The following is a 15,392-nucleotide window of genomic DNA, read 5'->3' as shown; positions in this document are numbered from 1 at the left end:
TGAAAATAACAGTTCTAAATGTGATAGCTATCAAATTATCATTTTACTAGAGATGGAGCTGTGGAAGTGGGAATTATTACAATTCGATTAAATATCCATAAGCTTGGATACAATCCAGCGGTGGACTCTTTTTTTGTATAAATGATTCGCCTTTAGTGAATATTATCTCAAGCTATAAAATGATTAATTGTCTATTTTTGTTTCAAATATGATGAGCAGATCGCATTAAGAGTTTTAGATAAGGTACGGGGCCATACTGAAGCGAGGATTCACGAGCTTAAATAGTAGTTTAGATTCGGTTTTCAATCGGCTGCCTTTACTCCAGATGTTATCTGACAGCCAAGTGAAAATTGGAGATAGTTAGCCACTTTCTAAGGCTCTACGTTAAAGCGAAACAGCGCGTTTTATCTCTTCCAAAACCTCGGCGTTAGCGATAGCCCCGAGGTTTTCTACATTTTTGCCATTGATCACCTGTTTCACAGCCAACTCCACCAGTTTGCCAGAGCGTGTTTTTGGCACGTCGCTGATCGCAAATATCTGGCTTGGCACGTGTCTTGGCGAACAAGAGGATTTGAGTTTGCTTTTGATGGCTGTCAGTAACTTTTCATCTAAACTCACACCTTGCTGCAGCTGAACAAACAGCCATACCTGTTCATTGCGGTCGATGTTTTTACCGACTGCTATCGAATCGATGATGCCGTCAATGGTGTTCACTTGCTGATAGATTTCGGCCGTACCAATTCGCACGCCACCGGGGTTGAGTGTGGTGTCGCCTCGCCCGTAGAACAGGTAGCCGCCATGTTCGCTCTGTGCGACTTCATCACCGTGATGCCACACATTGTCGAACCTATCCCAATAGGTGCTGTGATAGCGCTCTCCGGTGTCATTCCAAAAGCCAGCGGGGAAGTTGGGTAGGGAGTTGGTGCATACTAATTCGCCACGTTCGTGATCGACCTTTTGACCAGACGAATTGAACACCTTGATGTCGACGCCGAGCCCGGCCTGTTGGCACTCACCGCGATACACAGGCGAGATTGGGTTACCCAAAACAAAGCAGCCACAAATATCCGTGCCGCCAGAAATCGACGCTAAATGCAGGTCTTGCTTGATGTGCTTGTAAACGTAATCGAACTGCTCTGGGTAAAGCACAGAACCCGTCGAGCACAGTGTTCTTAATTGAGGCAGAGAGTGGCTGTCGATTGGTGAGAGTTCGGCTTTCTCAATCGCTTCTATGTACTTGGCTGAGGTGCCAAATGTCGATACGTCAGCACGCTGCGCTAAATCCCATAGAACGTTAGGTTGCGGGTAAACCGGGCTACCATCAAAGATAACCAAACAAGCACCGCTGGCGAGCGCAGATACGTGCCAGTTCCACATCATCCAACCACAAGTGGTGTAGTAGAACACGCGATCTCTTGGTTTAATATCGCAATGAAGCTGATGCTCTTTTAGGTGGTTGATGGTAGTGCCACCGACAGAATGCACTATACATTTGGGTTTGCCTGTGGTGCCGGAAGAGTAGAGTACAAACAACGGTTCATTGAAGCCGACACGAGTAAATCGAAGAGGTTTTGTCTGATAGTGATTAATGATGCTGTGCCAGCTTAGAATCGACACATCATGTTCAACTTTTTTCTTCTCTAAATCGCTCTTCTCTAAGTCATTACTCGGTTTCAAATAACCGATCTCACACACCTGTTTTAATTCGTTTAAGTGTTCGATGGTTTCACGGTTCTTGCCCGCCATATCGAACGTTTTGCCATTGAAGGTGTAACCGTCACAGGTGAACAGCACCTTAGGTTTCACCTGTCCGAATCGCTCAATCACACTCTCTACTCCAAAATCAGGCGAGGTCGATGTCCAAATCGCGCCTAAGCTGGTGGCGGCTAGCATGGCTATCACGGTTTGTGGCAGATAGGGAGTATACGCAGCAACTATATCACCTTGTTTCACTCCGCTATCGACAAGCCATTGCTGAACACTAGAGACAGCTTCACACAGGGTTTCCCATGTATAACTCTGTTGTTCGCCACGTTCATTCTCAAACCAAATCGCAAGCTCATCAGGCATGGTGTGTGCCAAACGCAGCAAGTTCTCGGCGTAGTTTACTTGTGCATTGGGAAACCAAACCGCATCACGGTTCGATTTAGGCTGCTGCCAGCGGCTCCCACCTTGAGCTTTGATGGTCTCGCTTTCTGCCTTGTTAATAGAGTCTTGTGAGCCGACTACTCCACAAAACTGCCACACGTTTTGCCAAAACGATTCCGGCTGAACTACAGACCATTGGTGGAGTTCGGCATAGTTTTTTACGTCCCTATCTAGGTTTAACCAAGACTGTTCAAGGCTATCGATGAATCGGGTTAAGTTGGCATTGGCGATACGCTGCTCGCTTGGCTGCCAAATGGGCTTATTGCTTTCGTGCATTCCTTTACCTTTAACAAAAAGTTAACGTTTTCAGTCTGGTATTTAGGTTTTACAAAGTCAAAAGTTCAGCAAAATAAGCGCTTGGTGGAATTGTGTAAATAAAATGTTACACGATCGCTTGTTTCGAAAAATCGCGCAAATTGGCGCTTATAAGGAGTGGAGATAGGCTTAAAGTGAGACATTCGAAAGGAGGAGTGTAATGACTCAATATCATTCTAAGCCCGTGAGCCAAGAGGGATGGGTTGAGTGGAGCCTCGAAGAAGACGCTATTTGGCACGACTTAGTGAAAAGGCAACTGGACGTGATTAATGACCGCGCATGCGATGCTTATTTGCACGGTTTGACCTTGCTGGATCTACCATTAGACAGAGTTCCCCAGCTGCCAGAGATAAATAAAGTGCTAATGGAAACAACCGGTTGGCAAGTTCAGCCTGTGCCTGCATTGATCGATTTCGACCGATTCTTTGATTTGCTCGCCAATAAGAAATTCCCAGTTGCGACATTTCTGAGAACGCGAGACGAGTTCGATTACTTACAAGAACCTGATTTCTTTCATGAAATTTTCGGCCATTGTGCCATGCTCACTAATGCCGATTTCGCGGCTTTCACTGAGCATTATGGAAAACTAGGCCAAGCCGCCACATCTAAACAGCGCGCTTATCTTGCCCGTTTGTATTGGTTTACGGTTGAGTTCGGTTTAGTAAAAGAAGGCCAACAACTGAAAATCTATGGCGGTGGCATTCTTTCGTCTCCAGCGGAAACTATGTATGCGTTGGGAGGGGATTTGGCCGTTCGCGAGCGGTTCGATCTGCAAACGGTTTTAAGAACGCCTTATCGTATCGACATCATGCAGCCGAAATATTACGTGATCGACGAGCTATCTGAGCTCTTTAAAATCAGTCAGGAAAACCTATTACAGCAAGCTGATCTCGCCATCGATGCGGGGTTACTACCACCACTTTTTGAACCCAAGGAACCAACACATGTTGAATGAACAAAAATGCGAAGCCTGCAGTATCGACGCGATTGCCCTAAGTGAAGATGAACAACAATCTTTACTGTTGGAGTTGTCAGACTGGCAGATCATCGAAAGAGACGGCATCCCGCAGCTTGAGAAGGTGTTCAAGTTTAAGAACTACAAGCAAGCATGGGCATTCAGCAACATAGTGTCAGAACTGGCAGAAGAAGAGTTCCACCATCCTTCGATCTTATTGGAGTGGGGCAAAGTCACCGTCACTTGGTGGAGCCACTCAATCAAAGGCCTGCACAAAAATGACTTCATCTGCGCCTCACGCTGCGATGTGTTCGCGGTGAGTGAATAGTTTTGTAGGTTAGGAGTTACTCTTGCAACCTCTGTGATGCGATTAACTCATTATTCGGCTCATAATGTGAGTTGAATAATTGCCTTAAACAGCTCATAGTATGAGTTGAATAAGTGATACTTTCGCATCATGGGGTGTAATATGTGGATTTGGCAGCAAGATAATTGGCCAAACTTTGTTTGGGATAATCAGAAAATAGGCGTGAGGTTAAGAGAAGTACGGCTTAATCAGGGCATTCTATTGGGCAAGATTACCTCACAGTCGGCAGATCAATCCCAAACCATGCTCGACACCTTATTAGCGAACATAGTCCATTCCAGTGCGATTGAGGGAGAAAAGCTTAATGCTTTCTCGGTCCGGTCTTCTTTAGCCAATAAACTCGGTGTCAGTGAAGATCGACCTTTTCCAACGACAGAACAAACCGATGGCTTAGCTGAAATTATGTTGGATGCGGTGCAGAACCTAACAGAGCCACTAGCGCTTGATAGGATCTTACATTGGCACGATAGACTGTTTCTTCAAGGCTACACCATGTTTAATCCTGTAGTCGGAGGTCAGCTACGAGGTGAAGCTCCGATGCAAGTGGTATCAGGAAGAATTGATCGTCCAACCGTGCACTTTGAAGCACCTAGCCGATACATTCTTGATGCTGAGCTAGATACATTTATCACATGGTTTAATGATTCACTTACCGACGCTACACTCGATCCCTTACTTAGAGCTGCGATAACTCACCTTTGGTTTATCACCTTACACCCGTTAGATGATGGTAATGGTCGTATTACTCGATTGTTGACCGACTTGGCATTAGCACAGGCCGAGCAGCAGTCGGTACGTTTCTATGCGATGTCGGTGGGAATTCTCGCTAACCGCAAGCATTACTACGAGATATTGGAGCGAACCCAGAAAGGGGGACTCGATATTAGCGAATGGTTGATGTGGTTCTTAGATACGTTAGACGAGACGTTTACAGGCGTTTTCGCTGAGGTCGATCAAACCGTTTATAAGACCAACTATTGGCGAAGCATCGACCAAACGAAGCTTACAACAGAGCAAGTAAAAGTGCTGAATAGGATGCTCGATGGTGATTTTTCAGAAGGTATCAATGCCAGCCAATATCAGAAAGTAGCAAAGGTGAGTAGTGCCACAGCAACACGTCATTTGAACGCTTTGATTGAGCATGGCTGCTTAGTTAAATCTGGTTCTGGTGGCAGAAGCACGCGCTATCTGTTGCCGGAGTAGGGTTTATGCCTTTGATGTATCTCAGGGTAAGTTTGACCTAGCTATTAGCGACCACATACCCCTGCTCTGCTTTCAATTTAGCGTATCAAAAACTCATAAATCTCAAAAGAATAATATTATGCAACTGCAGTTCTATATTGGTATTATGATACTTTGATAAGCGTGATGAATCGAGTTAAATGATGCAGTTAGATGAGTATATTAAAGAGACGTTAGTACAGATAGTAAAAGGCGTGAATGATGCTGCTCAAGAGGTTTCTTCGTTAGGTGGCACTGTTAATCCTCATGCAACGTTTATTGATGTTGGTTTTGATGTACACCCTGAAAAGCCACCAAAGCAAACTATTAAATTTGATATAGCAATCCAAGTAAAAGAAAGCACTGATGTTGATGCTAGCGCAAAAGCCAAATTATCAGTTTTCTCTATCGGAGGCGGTATTAAAAACTTAGATGAATCAAACATTGCTCATAGAGTCACTTTTGAAGTTCCTTTAGACCTCCCTTGCCAAGCTTTTACTAATATAGAGTAAGCGTGTTAGTTATGCTGCTGCTTTTCTCGAAATGCAGCAGCATTGGCCATACAAAGATAACATTTACCCCCCCCTACTTTTTATCTTGTAACGGCTCTTTAGCCAAACGCACTTTTCCAAACTAGCTTGACCTGCATCAGCGACTTGCTGCTTTCTCGTCCTACAACCCCCACTATTGCTCATAGTATTGGTTTTATGAGGCTGCTCTATGATATATTTCTCGGCCAAGTGTATTACAGACGAAGGCTAGCAATGTCTATCAACCTTTCACTCCTTCCACCCAGCGAGAAAAATAAAATCGAACTGGATAAGCAAGCATCGTTTCTTGTATGGAAACTGAAGCAAGCGAAATGTGGCCCTGAAGCCATTGTTGAAGAAGCAATGAAGCTAGGTGACCCAGAAGAAAAGGCTTGGTTTGATCAGTCTGTAGAAAAATACAAACGGGTAATGGGTGTCGCATAAACGCAGACAAACCTTGCCCAGCAGTGCTGTAGAATTGAAATGACACAGTAATTTGCTAGAATTTGCACCGTTAATTGAATCAGAGAGAAGATCCCGATGGGAAGAAGTTTTGAAGTGCGCAAGGCCTCAATGGCGAAAACTGCAGGCGCAAAAATTAAAGTTTATTCTAAATACGGTAAAGAGATTTACGTACTGGCTAAGAACGGCAGCTCTGACCCAGACATGAACCTACCTCTTAAGCACCTGATTGCTAAAGCGAAGAAAGACCAAGTACCAGCACACGTTATCGAAAAAGCGATCGATAAAGCGAACGGCGGCGGCGGTGAAGACTTCCAACCAGCTCGCTACGAAGGTTTTGGCCCAGGTGGCACAAGCGTAATCGTTGACTGTCTAACTGACAACGGCAACCGTACTTTCCAAGACGTTCGCCAATGTTTCGTTAAGACTGGCGCGAAAATCGGTGTTGAAGGTACTGTTTCTCACATGTTCGCTCACCAAGCTGTATTCCAGTTCAAAGGCGAAGATGACGAGATCATCCTAGAAACGCTTATGATGGAAGACGTAGACGTGACTGACGTTGAGCTAGAAGACGGTGTAATCACTGTATTCGCTCCAACGACTGAGTTCTTCAAAACGAAGACTGCACTAAACACTGCGTTCCCAGAGCTAACGCTAGACGTTGAGGAAATCACTTTCGTTCCTCAAACAACTACGCCAGTAGCTGAAGAAGATTCTGAGAAATTCCAGAAGTTCTTAGACATGCTTGACGACTGTGATGACGTTCAGCAGGTTTACCACAACGCTGAGCTGTAATCTTTACAGTAACAAAAGTTATTAAAAAACCGAGCCTAGTGCTCGGTTTTTTTATGAACGTTATACCTGATTTTCCTTGATCATCGTTCCATAATGTACGGCTGACAAAGCGTTCTCTGGTCGCGATTTATCGCTGAACTTCATTATATTGTTCGTCTTATCCCGACATGAATCTGATTTAAGTACTCCCTGAGTATCATCGGGGTGATCGCCAAGCGTATTTAGTGTACAAAGAAAGAAAATATCAGCCAAAGGCTTTGACCCTGCTTATTGATGCACTGATTGAGAGTGTTCGATCTTTTCATAGCGATGGTTTGGTCAAATAAAAGGAGAAAGAAATGAAAGTAAGTTTTATCGGGCTAGGCGTTATGGGTTTCCCAATGGCAGGCCATCTAGTCAAAGCCGGTTTTGAAGTAACGGTATTTAACCGCACTCACAGTAAAGCGCTAGACTGGGCTGATAAACACCAAGGTAAAGCGGCAGAATCTGTGGCTGAATGTGTAGCGGAAGCTAACGTGGTATTGGTTTGTGTGGGCAACGATGACGACGTACGCAGCATGACAACCAGCGAAACAGGCGCATTGGCAGCGATGAAGCCAAACGCGATTCTTGTCGATCACACTACAACGTCTGCAGTTCTGTCTGAAGAGCTTGAAGTGGCAGCGAAGCAAGCCGGTATTCGCTTTATGGATGCACCTGTATCTGGTGGCCAAGCGGGCGCAGAAAATGGCGTGCTAACCATCATGTGTGGTGGCGAACAAGCGCTTTTCAACGACCTTCAACCTGTGTTCGAAGCTTACGGTAAGTCGTCAGTTCTTATGGGTAAAGTCGGCCAAGGCCAACGCGCGAAAATGGTTAACCAGATCTGCATTGCAGGAGTGTTGAATGGCTTATCTGAAGGCTTAGTGCTTGCTGAAAAATCAGGTTTGGATATCCCAACTCTGGTTGATTGCCTTAAAAACGGCGCTGCTGGCTCATGGCAGATGGAGAACCGCGCTACCACAATGGCACAAGACAAGTTCGATTTTGGCTTTGCAATTGATTGGATGATCAAAGACTTAGGTTTCTGTCTAGATGAAGCTGAGCGCCAAGGCATCCAGCTTCCACTGACTGAAAAGACCAACAACGCCTACAAGGCACTGTCTGCCGAAGGACAAGGCCGCATGGATACATCAGTATTGATGAAAGCCGTGGTTGAAGAGACAAAGAAGTAGAAAGATCGAAGTAATAGGAACTTCGTTTAGATAACTAAAAATAGCCGCGGATTAGCGGCTATTTTTTTGGTTTGAGCTCTGCCGAGTGCGTTAATCCAAAATAAATCCCCTCCTAGCCTCCCCTTGATTCATATGTAGATCCCTTGCTGATCGTGGAGAGGGGAGGAATAGAACATCGATCGTTAAAAGTGTCGATATATGTTCAGTGCTAAAGAAAGTTCTCCCCCTCTGCTAAAGATCTAGAGATATTGATGAACCCAGATTGAGGGGGAGTTAGAGGGGGAGGTAACTATGGCTAATTATGCGAATAGTGTTCGTCTAGTTCCTATAAGGTTGAGACCCCACTCACACCGCCTCTCAACCATTCACTCCTTATAATTACCATTCGTCGCATTGGTAAAACTGCACGACAAATTCTAGTTAACCTTTCAACGTCAACATTTGAAAGGGATTAGAAATCATGACTACTTCACACTCATTTAATTCAGGCTCTACAACTTCTGTGCTTAAGCGTTCATTGCTGATTGCTCTTGTTTCGTTTGCACCGTCGTTAGCTTTAGCGAACCCGAGTTCAGACGTGCTCGATATCTACAACCAAGCGGCGCAAGGCAATGAAGACTTGGTTGAGGTGGCTTATGAACGCCTTAATGACACGCTGCAACAAGACGGCGCTACGCCACTGACTTTAGTTTATTTAGGAAGCACAGAAACCCTGATGGGGCGTGATGCGTTCTTACCTTGGAACAAGATGAAGTATGTGGAGAGAGGCTTATCAACCATTGATAAATCACTGGTGCTGCTGAAAGACGAAGACCAACCAATTCATGAACAACCCCGTGTTCAAGGGCTGCCAGATTCTTACCTAACTCGCGCAATGGCCGCCGTTACTTACACCTCTCTGCCAGACATGTTTAATCATTTCGATCGTGGTTATGACCTGTTCCTCTCGCTATTGGCTGAAGATGCTTTCCAGCAACAGCATTTCGCTGTGACATCGTGGATTTACCGTTATGCGATTGAGGCATCGATTCGTGCTGAAGACCTAACGCAAGCACAAGCGTGGCTAGAGCAAATGGAAACGGCCGATGCCGACAACATCGAAACGATGACTGCGAAGGCCCTAATAGCGAAAGCGAAATAAAGGGCATGGAAGCTAAACAGTTGGTTAGTAATCAGAGGAAAACGGGATGATTGAATTTAAAGATATCGGCAAAGCATATGTCACAGGCGGTCAACGTGTTGATGCATTAAACGGGGTCGATGGCCATATCCAGCGCGGTGAAATGGTGGCGTTGTGTGGCCCGTCGGGTTCTGGAAAAAGCACACTTTTGAATATTCTTGGTTTGTTGGATATGAGCTATCGAGGACAGATCAATATTGATGGCCAACCGTATCCGACAGAGCAAATCGCCGCTGCACGCTTTCGACGTCAGTCGTTGGGTTTTGTATTTCAGCGCTTCAATCTGGTTCCAGTGATGACGGCACTTGAGAACGTGGCCTACCCATTGATGTTGAACCAATGTTCGAAACAAGAACAGCAGACCAGAGCACAAGAGATGTTGGAGCGTGTTGGGCTAGGCGAATATGTACATCATCGCCCAGACAATCTTTCAGGCGGCCAGCAGCAACGTGTCGCGATAGCCAGAGCGCTAATCCACAACCCAAGCTTAGTCATTGCCGATGAGCCGACCGCTAGCTTAGACAGTCACACCGCCAACCTTGTGATCGACATTATGAAAGAGCTCGGCCATGAAATGGGCACCACCTTTATTGTCGCAACGCATGACCCAAGAATGGCGCAGCGTTGTGACCGAGTCATTGAACTTATCGATGGTCAACTGGCACTACAAGCCACAGCAATGGAGGCAATCTCATGGGCAAGTTAACACAAAGAATGAGCACTTTTTTGCTTCCTACCTCGGTGCGTTTGGCGTGGCTTAATTTATTGAGAAACGGTCGCCGTAGTCTGCTTTCGGTATTGATCATCGCAATTGCCGTATTTGCGCTGACCTCGGCTGGAGGTTATGGGCTTTATACCTATGAATCTCTGCGTGAATCGACCGCGCGCGATACTGGTCATCTTACTTTGAGTACGCCGGGATATTTTGAGCAAGATGAAGACATGCCGCTGAGCAATGGTCTAGACAATGTTCAAGCCCTAACCAAGAGCATTATTGGCGACAGCGACGTGCGTGGTGTGCAGCCTAGGGTCTATTTTAGCGGCTTGGTTTCTAACGGCAGCAAGTCGACCATCTTTATGGGAACGGGTGTTAATGAGCGTGAGTTAGACATGAAAGGTCCATTCCTTGATGTGCGCAGTGGTCAAACTCTCTCAGATGTGAAATCTCCCAGATACGACAGCCAAGAGCCACAAGTGATGCTGGGAACTGACCTTGCTCGCAACCTCAAAGTTGCGGTTGGTGATTGGGTGACACTGCTCGCGACTACCAGTGACGGCGCATTGAACGCTTTTGATTTTAAGGTGCAGGGTATTTACTCGACAGGAGTGCCTGAGCTGGATAAGCGTCAGCTTTACGTTCATATCACCACCGCTCAAGAGCTTTTGGCTTCAGACAAAGTCAGTACCTTGTCGGTGTTCTTATTTGAGACAAGCAAGACCTCGACCGTTCAACAGCGTATCCAAACAGCTTTAGATCGAAATAGTGCGAGCCAAAGCGATCAAGGCACAGAGATCGAGATCACCCCGTGGCAAGATCGCGCGTTTTTCTACACCAAGGTTAAAGATCTTTACGACCGGATCTTCGGCATCATGGGCGCAGTGATGGCGTTGGTGGTGTTTGTGTCGCTGTTTAATACTATGACCATGTCGGTGACGGAACGCACTCGTGAAATTGGAACCTTGTCGGCACTAGGCAGTTACCCGTCTGAAATCGTCGCAGGTTTCTTAAAAGAGGCGGGATTGTTGGCTGTGATTGGCAGCGCGATCGGCGCGTTAGTGAGTGGCTTCGTGTCGGTGTTATTGCTGGTGATTGATGTGCAAATGCCACCACCTCCGGGAAGAACCGAAGGTTACCCACTCAATATTTACTTCTCATTGGAATTGGTTGGTTACGCCACCTTGGGTGTACTGACGATCTGTTTGCTAGCCGCTTATTTCTCTGCTCGCAAAGGCGTAAATAAGCCAATCACGGAGGCGCTGGTTTATGTATAAATTTACTCGTTCACTCACTATTTTAGGTTCTGCGTTGGCTCTAGCATCGGCACCAAGCTGGGCTATCGATTCACAGCAAGTTACCGAGATGATCGCCAAGGCGGATAGCTATCGCTTGAACAGCGAACAGGCGTCTAAAGTGGTTTCTCTGGTGGCGCTATATCAAGACGAGCAACTGGACAAAACCCGTGAATACAACGTCTACACAAGACCAAATCGAGAGTCATTAGTGGTCTTTAAATCAGCCGTTGAGGCAGGTCAAAAGATGCTGATGATTGAAGATAACTATTGGCTGTTGATGCCGAAATCTCGTCGACCAATTCGTATTACACCGATGCAAAAGCTATTGGGTGAAGCCTCGGTAGGCGATATTTCAACGCTGACGTGGAGTGAAGATTACCAAGGTGAGTGGGTTGCCGAGCAACAAGTTGAGATGCCGACTGGCGAGACACTCGATACCCATCACTTAAAGCTCGCGGCGAAAACCAAGGGGGCGAGTTACCAGTCGATTGATCTGTGGTTAACAGCAGACCGTGCATTCCCAGTTAAAGCGGATCTGTATCTGCGTTCTGGAAAACTGGCGAAACAAGCTTGGTTTACTGAAGGCGTGCGTGATGGATTACCAACAGTGGTGTCGATGACCTTGCTCGATAAGATTCAACCAAGTAAGAAAACCGTGATTGAGTACCGCGAAGTGATTGAACAAGCCTTGGCTGACAAATACTACAACCCTGCTTACTTATCGCGTAACAGCGTGTCTGGGCTGTAGGTGAGCGTCATGAAAGCTTCCAATTGCCGATTCCACATAAAGCCTTCAATCGCTACTTTGCTTGCTTTGTCTTGTGTGAGTAACACGATTCAAGCGGACGACCTGAGCTTGGCGTGGGATTGGCAACTCAGTGCAGAAGTGATTGAATCGAGAGAGTCACCATTTAGCCCTTTAGCGTCTGATAATCGTCAGTCTTTAAATGGCTTGCTGGATCTAGAGGTTGGATATAACAATTGGCTTGGTCTGTTCGCAGTTAAAGCCAACGATATTTTGAGCAACGATCCACAGGGGAATGAGGCGAGCTTTGAATCGGAATTCATTGTGCGCGAGCTGTTTTGGCAAGGTGGTGTTGAACTGTCTAATTCAGCGTTCGGTGACCACTATCTTGATGTCACGCTTGGCAAGGTTCGTTTGGATTGGGGCGTGGGCTATGGCTATCGACCGTTAGACATCATCAAACCTTATCGACAAAACCCAGTGGGCATTGTCGCAGAAGAGGGCGCAGGTGTTGCCTCGGCGTCACTGTTCGATATGACGGGCGAATGGACACTGCTTTACAGCGATTCGTCATGGACTTCCCAAGACGTAAATGAATTCGAAAAGCAGAATCAGCAACAAGGCTTTGGGATACGTCGTTACAATCTGGTTGGCGACCACGAATATCAGTGGGTCGCTTATTACGACGATGTACGCCATGGCTTACTTGGGGCGAGTTTAGTGTCGGTATTAAATCTCGCGTGGGAGTTTCACGGTTCGATGGTTTATCAGCGACAAAGTTTGGGTTACAGCCAGCCTAACTCACTGCATAAACCGGTTTATCTAGAAGAGCAGGGCGAGGCTTACCAAGCCTTACTCGGACTGATATGGGTCAACGAGACGGGCCACAATGTGGTACTGGAATACTGGTTTGATAGCCGCGCTTGGAGTGACTCTGAGTGGCAAAGCGCTTTAGAGAATGCGGAATCTTTGTCTCTTAATCCCATGACAATATCGTTGGCGGGCTCTTACGCTCAAGGCTATCAACACGCCAATTTGGTTCAACACAACCTCATGTTTCACTGGTCTTTGGACTCGACACATGGCTGGCTTGAAGATATCACGCCAACATTTGATGTCATGCTGTCTCCACAAGACGGTGGCTTTATTGCTACGCAGTGGCTCAATTATCAGGCTTTCGATAATGGCGATTCATCGTTGGAATTGGAACTTGCTGCACGCTTTCTAGGCGGTAAAAGTGATTCTGCTTACGCCAACTTACCGGATAGTCATATGATTCTTTTAAATATCAAAGGACGATTTTAATGGACACTTCTTCAAACAGTCGCTTTTCATGGATTAAAAGCTTCGCGTTCACCACGCTATTTTGTGTTCTTATTGCGATTACAACCCATACGATTTGGGGCGGCGGATTAACGGTTAACCTGGCAATCAGTTTTGGCTTTGGCTACAGCGCCGTGGGTTCTTCTTTCATCTTGGTGAAGTTGTTTAAGAGGACATCTCGAACGCTTGAGGTGGGTATCTCAATGGTGATCGCGATGACCTTTGGTACCTTGAACGCACACTATTGGTTGAACGGGTATTTCGGGGCTAATATCTCGGACCTTAAATCTGTAGTCTTGCTCGGTGTGATCTTCTGTTCGGTTTGCTATTACTATTTCTATACTCGGGAGCAGCAGTTACGTGCCGATAACGAATTGGAAGTGGCCAAGCGTCGTCAGGCCGACCAAGAAAAGGTGGTGGTGCTAAGCCAGCTTAAACAACTGCAAAGCCAAATTGAACCGCACTTCTTGTTCAACACGCTTGCGACCATCAATGTATTGATTGAGAGTGACAGCGCGAAAGCCAAGTTGATGCTCGAAAAACTGACTGACTTATTACGTGTAACTCTGAAAAACAGCCGCACCGAGCAATCGACCATCGCACAAGAGGTCGACTTGTTAGACGCTTATCTTAATATCCAAAAGATACGCTTGGGTGAGCGCTTAACGTTCTCGATTGAAATACACGAGATTAGCGATTTGCAGGTGATTCCACCGTTCTTGATTCAACCTTTGGTCGAGAACGCACTCACGCACGGCATCGAGCCCAAAGCCGCTGGTGGCCAAGTGAATATTCGTATTACTCAACAAGCACAGCAGCTAAAAATTGAAGTGGCTGATAATGGCGCTGGGTTGAAAACGCCTTCTGCGAATACGGGTCACGGTGTTGGGTTAAGCAATATTCGTCAAAGAATCGAAACCCTGTATGGTGATAAGGCGAGCCTAACGATTACTGAACACGCTGAAGGCGGGGTAGTCTCGACGATCTTGTTACCGTTGACTGAGGCAGCCGCCTAGAATTACAGATCAGAAAACACCGAACAGTGACGCAAAATAGACGATTTACAGTGTGAATTTAAAGGACTAACCATGAACAACCCAACAGTACAGCCGAGCGTAACGGCGATAATCGCAGACGATGAAGCACTGTTAAGGCACCACTTAGACAAGAGCCTTGCTGAGGTTTGGCCGGAGTTAGAAATCGTCAGTAAAGCACAAAACGGTTTGGAGGCGATGGAGAGTATTCAGCAGCTTAAGCCCGACGTGGCTTTTCTCGATATTCGTATGCCGGAACTGGATGGTATCTCTCTGGCGAAACAACTCAACAAGTTAGATTCACCGCCATTGATTGTGTTTATCACGGCTTATGACGAATACGCGGTCAAAGCTTTTGATCACAATGCGATGGACTACCTGCTTAAGCCAATCAATGAAGAGCGTTTACTGGCCACATGTCAGAAAGTGCAAGCGCGTCTGTCGAGCAATCAAACACAAACAGGTACCACGCCAGAACAGCCCGATATCACGGCGTTAATGGCTCAGCTTCAACAACTATCCCAGTCGACGTCACAGCAAACGCAGCCTCCTTATCTATCGGAGAAAAAGTATCTCACATGGCTCAAAGCCAGTGTAGGGGAAGACATTCACCTAATCGCCGTCGATGATGTCGCTTACTTCAAAGCAGAAGACAAGTACGTGTCTATATTTAAGAAGGGTCAAGGGGGATCGCTAGAGGAGTATATTCTTCGCGTGTCACTAAAAGAGTTGATAGCGCAACTCAATCCTGATGAGTTTTGGCAAATCCACCGTTCAGTGGTAGTGAAAGTTTCCGCCATTGATAAGGTGAAGAAAGGGCTCTCAGGTCAGATGTCGGCGTATGTGTCAGGGGAAAAGCTACCGATCAGCCGTGCCTCGCAAGCGTTGTTTAAGGGTATGTAGAGAACTGGCTGAAATTTATGTAGCTTATTGATTTTAAATAGATGTAGTTAGCGAGTCTAAAATCGATTTAATAGGCTCTTATCTAAATGCCTATTTAAATGAGCACAGCGATCTTACATAACGATTGGTGATTTATAAAATAAAGATCCAGATCACAAAGATACTCATCAGGTTCAATATTAAATAA

General features: G+C 46.1%; 15 protein-coding genes and 1 pseudogene. 15 read left to right on the top strand and 1 reads right to left on the bottom strand.

The window, feature by feature from the left end; genetic code table 11:
- Positions 1-384: 384 nt before the first annotated feature.
- Positions 385-2,424, bottom strand: coding sequence for an acetoacetate--CoA ligase (locus AB4585_RS09950; protein WP_372169711.1), 2,040 nt, complete (start codon positions 2,422-2,424; stop codon positions 385-387).
- 199 nt (positions 2,425-2,623) lie between these two features.
- Here AB4585_RS09950 and phhA point away from each other — a divergent pair, with 199 nt between their 5' ends.
- From phhA to AB4585_RS09875, 15 genes and pseudogenes are all read left to right on the top strand, one after another.
- Positions 2,624-3,418 (top strand): phenylalanine 4-monooxygenase, encoded by a 795-nt coding sequence (phhA, locus tag AB4585_RS09945; RefSeq protein WP_017065113.1) that lies wholly within the window; start codon positions 2,624-2,626, stop codon positions 3,416-3,418.
- The gene (locus tag AB4585_RS09940) at positions 3,408-3,746 is read left to right on the top strand and encodes a 4a-hydroxytetrahydrobiopterin dehydratase (RefSeq protein ID WP_017065112.1); all 339 of its coding nucleotides are present in this window, start codon (positions 3,408-3,410) and stop codon (positions 3,744-3,746) included. Before phhA ends, AB4585_RS09940 begins: the two co-directional genes overlap by 11 nt.
- A 141-nt stretch (positions 3,747-3,887) precedes the next feature.
- A complete protein-coding gene (locus tag AB4585_RS09935; RefSeq protein ID WP_372169709.1) occupies positions 3,888-4,988 on the top strand; it encodes a Fic family protein in 1,101 nt (366 codons plus the stop codon).
- A gap of 179 nt (positions 4,989-5,167) precedes the next feature.
- Positions 5,168-5,518: a hypothetical protein gene (locus AB4585_RS09930; RefSeq protein ID WP_229647570.1), complete on the top strand. Its 351-nt coding sequence runs from the start codon at positions 5,168-5,170 to the stop codon at positions 5,516-5,518.
- 252 nt (positions 5,519-5,770) lie between these two features.
- On the top strand, positions 5,771-5,980 hold the full coding sequence (locus AB4585_RS09925) for a DUF3283 family protein (RefSeq protein ID WP_004732615.1): 210 nt from the start codon (positions 5,771-5,773) through the stop codon (positions 5,978-5,980).
- Positions 5,981-6,076: 96 nt separating this feature from the next.
- A complete protein-coding gene (locus AB4585_RS09920) occupies positions 6,077-6,793 on the top strand; it encodes a YebC/PmpR family DNA-binding transcriptional regulator (protein ID WP_010432326.1) in 717 nt (238 codons plus the stop codon).
- 161 nt (positions 6,794-6,954) lie between these two features.
- A pseudogene (locus AB4585_RS09915) lies at positions 6,955-7,119 on the top strand (LysR family transcriptional regulator); the annotation flags it as partial.
- Between the two features lie 12 nt (positions 7,120-7,131).
- Positions 7,132-8,007, top strand: a complete 876-nt coding sequence (locus tag AB4585_RS09910; RefSeq protein WP_372169706.1) for an NAD(P)-dependent oxidoreductase — start codon at positions 7,132-7,134, stop codon at positions 8,005-8,007.
- A gap of 460 nt (positions 8,008-8,467) precedes the next feature.
- Positions 8,468-9,148 (top strand): hypothetical protein, encoded by a 681-nt coding sequence (locus AB4585_RS09905; RefSeq protein ID WP_017065104.1) that lies wholly within the window; start codon positions 8,468-8,470, stop codon positions 9,146-9,148.
- A gap of 46 nt (positions 9,149-9,194) precedes the next feature.
- The gene (locus tag AB4585_RS09900; protein ID WP_017067011.1) at positions 9,195-9,893 is read left to right on the top strand and encodes an ABC transporter ATP-binding protein; all 699 of its coding nucleotides are present in this window, start codon (positions 9,195-9,197) and stop codon (positions 9,891-9,893) included.
- Positions 9,881-11,179, top strand: coding sequence for an ABC transporter permease (locus AB4585_RS09895; RefSeq protein WP_136974002.1), 1,299 nt, complete (start codon positions 9,881-9,883; stop codon positions 11,177-11,179). The genes AB4585_RS09900 and AB4585_RS09895 overlap by 13 nt, the downstream gene beginning before the upstream one ends.
- Positions 11,172-11,948, top strand: coding sequence for an outer membrane lipoprotein-sorting protein (locus AB4585_RS09890; RefSeq protein ID WP_136974003.1), 777 nt, complete (start codon positions 11,172-11,174; stop codon positions 11,946-11,948). Before AB4585_RS09895 ends, AB4585_RS09890 begins: the two co-directional genes overlap by 8 nt.
- Positions 11,949-11,957: 9 nt before the next feature.
- Entirely contained in the window at positions 11,958-13,250 is a 1,293-nt protein-coding gene (locus AB4585_RS09885; RefSeq protein WP_136974004.1) for a hypothetical protein, read from the top strand.
- Positions 13,250-14,284 (top strand): sensor histidine kinase, encoded by a 1,035-nt coding sequence (locus tag AB4585_RS09880; protein WP_017061259.1) that lies wholly within the window; start codon positions 13,250-13,252, stop codon positions 14,282-14,284. The genes AB4585_RS09885 and AB4585_RS09880 overlap by 1 nt, the downstream gene beginning before the upstream one ends.
- 72 nt (positions 14,285-14,356) lie before the next feature.
- A complete protein-coding gene (locus AB4585_RS09875) occupies positions 14,357-15,205 on the top strand; it encodes a LytTR family DNA-binding domain-containing protein (RefSeq protein ID WP_017066907.1) in 849 nt (282 codons plus the stop codon).
- Positions 15,206-15,392: the final 187 nt, after the last annotated feature.

The organism is Vibrio sp. 10N.222.49.C9 (assembly GCF_041474985.1).
In the GTDB taxonomy this organism is placed as follows: Bacteria; Pseudomonadota; Gammaproteobacteria; order Enterobacterales; family Vibrionaceae; genus Vibrio; species Vibrio crassostreae_C.
This window is presented reverse-complemented; position numbering and strand designations above follow the sequence as displayed.

Bases quoted from the DNA above. Each gene is read 5' to 3' on its own strand.
- AB4585_RS09925 (WP_004732615.1), top strand. From the start codon at position 5,771: ATGTCTATCAACCTTTCACTCCTTCCACCCAGCGAGAAAAATAAAATC.
- AB4585_RS09880 (WP_017061259.1), top strand. From the start codon at position 13,250: ATGGACACTTCTTCAAACAGTCGCTTTTCATGGATTAAAAGCTTCGCG.
- AB4585_RS09885 (WP_136974004.1), top strand. From the start codon at position 11,958: ATGAAAGCTTCCAATTGCCGATTCCACATAAAGCCTTCAATCGCTACT.
- AB4585_RS09950 (WP_372169711.1), bottom strand. From the start codon at position 2,424: ATGCACGAAAGCAATAAGCCCATTTGGCAGCCAAGCGAGCAGCGTATC.
- AB4585_RS09910 (WP_372169706.1), top strand. From the start codon at position 7,132: ATGAAAGTAAGTTTTATCGGGCTAGGCGTTATGGGTTTCCCAATGGCA.
- AB4585_RS09905 (WP_017065104.1), top strand. From the start codon at position 8,468: ATGACTACTTCACACTCATTTAATTCAGGCTCTACAACTTCTGTGCTT.
- AB4585_RS09935 (WP_372169709.1), top strand. From the start codon at position 3,888: ATGTGGATTTGGCAGCAAGATAATTGGCCAAACTTTGTTTGGGATAAT.
- AB4585_RS09875 (WP_017066907.1), top strand. From the start codon at position 14,357: ATGAACAACCCAACAGTACAGCCGAGCGTAACGGCGATAATCGCAGAC.
- AB4585_RS09940 (WP_017065112.1), top strand. From the start codon at position 3,408: ATGTTGAATGAACAAAAATGCGAAGCCTGCAGTATCGACGCGATTGCC.
- AB4585_RS09930 (WP_229647570.1), top strand. From the start codon at position 5,168: ATGATGCAGTTAGATGAGTATATTAAAGAGACGTTAGTACAGATAGTA.
- AB4585_RS09890 (WP_136974003.1), top strand. From the start codon at position 11,172: ATGTATAAATTTACTCGTTCACTCACTATTTTAGGTTCTGCGTTGGCT.
- AB4585_RS09895 (WP_136974002.1), top strand. From the start codon at position 9,881: ATGGGCAAGTTAACACAAAGAATGAGCACTTTTTTGCTTCCTACCTCG.
- AB4585_RS09920 (WP_010432326.1), top strand. From the start codon at position 6,077: ATGGGAAGAAGTTTTGAAGTGCGCAAGGCCTCAATGGCGAAAACTGCA.
- AB4585_RS09900 (WP_017067011.1), top strand. From the start codon at position 9,195: ATGATTGAATTTAAAGATATCGGCAAAGCATATGTCACAGGCGGTCAA.
- phhA (WP_017065113.1), top strand. From the start codon at position 2,624: ATGACTCAATATCATTCTAAGCCCGTGAGCCAAGAGGGATGGGTTGAG.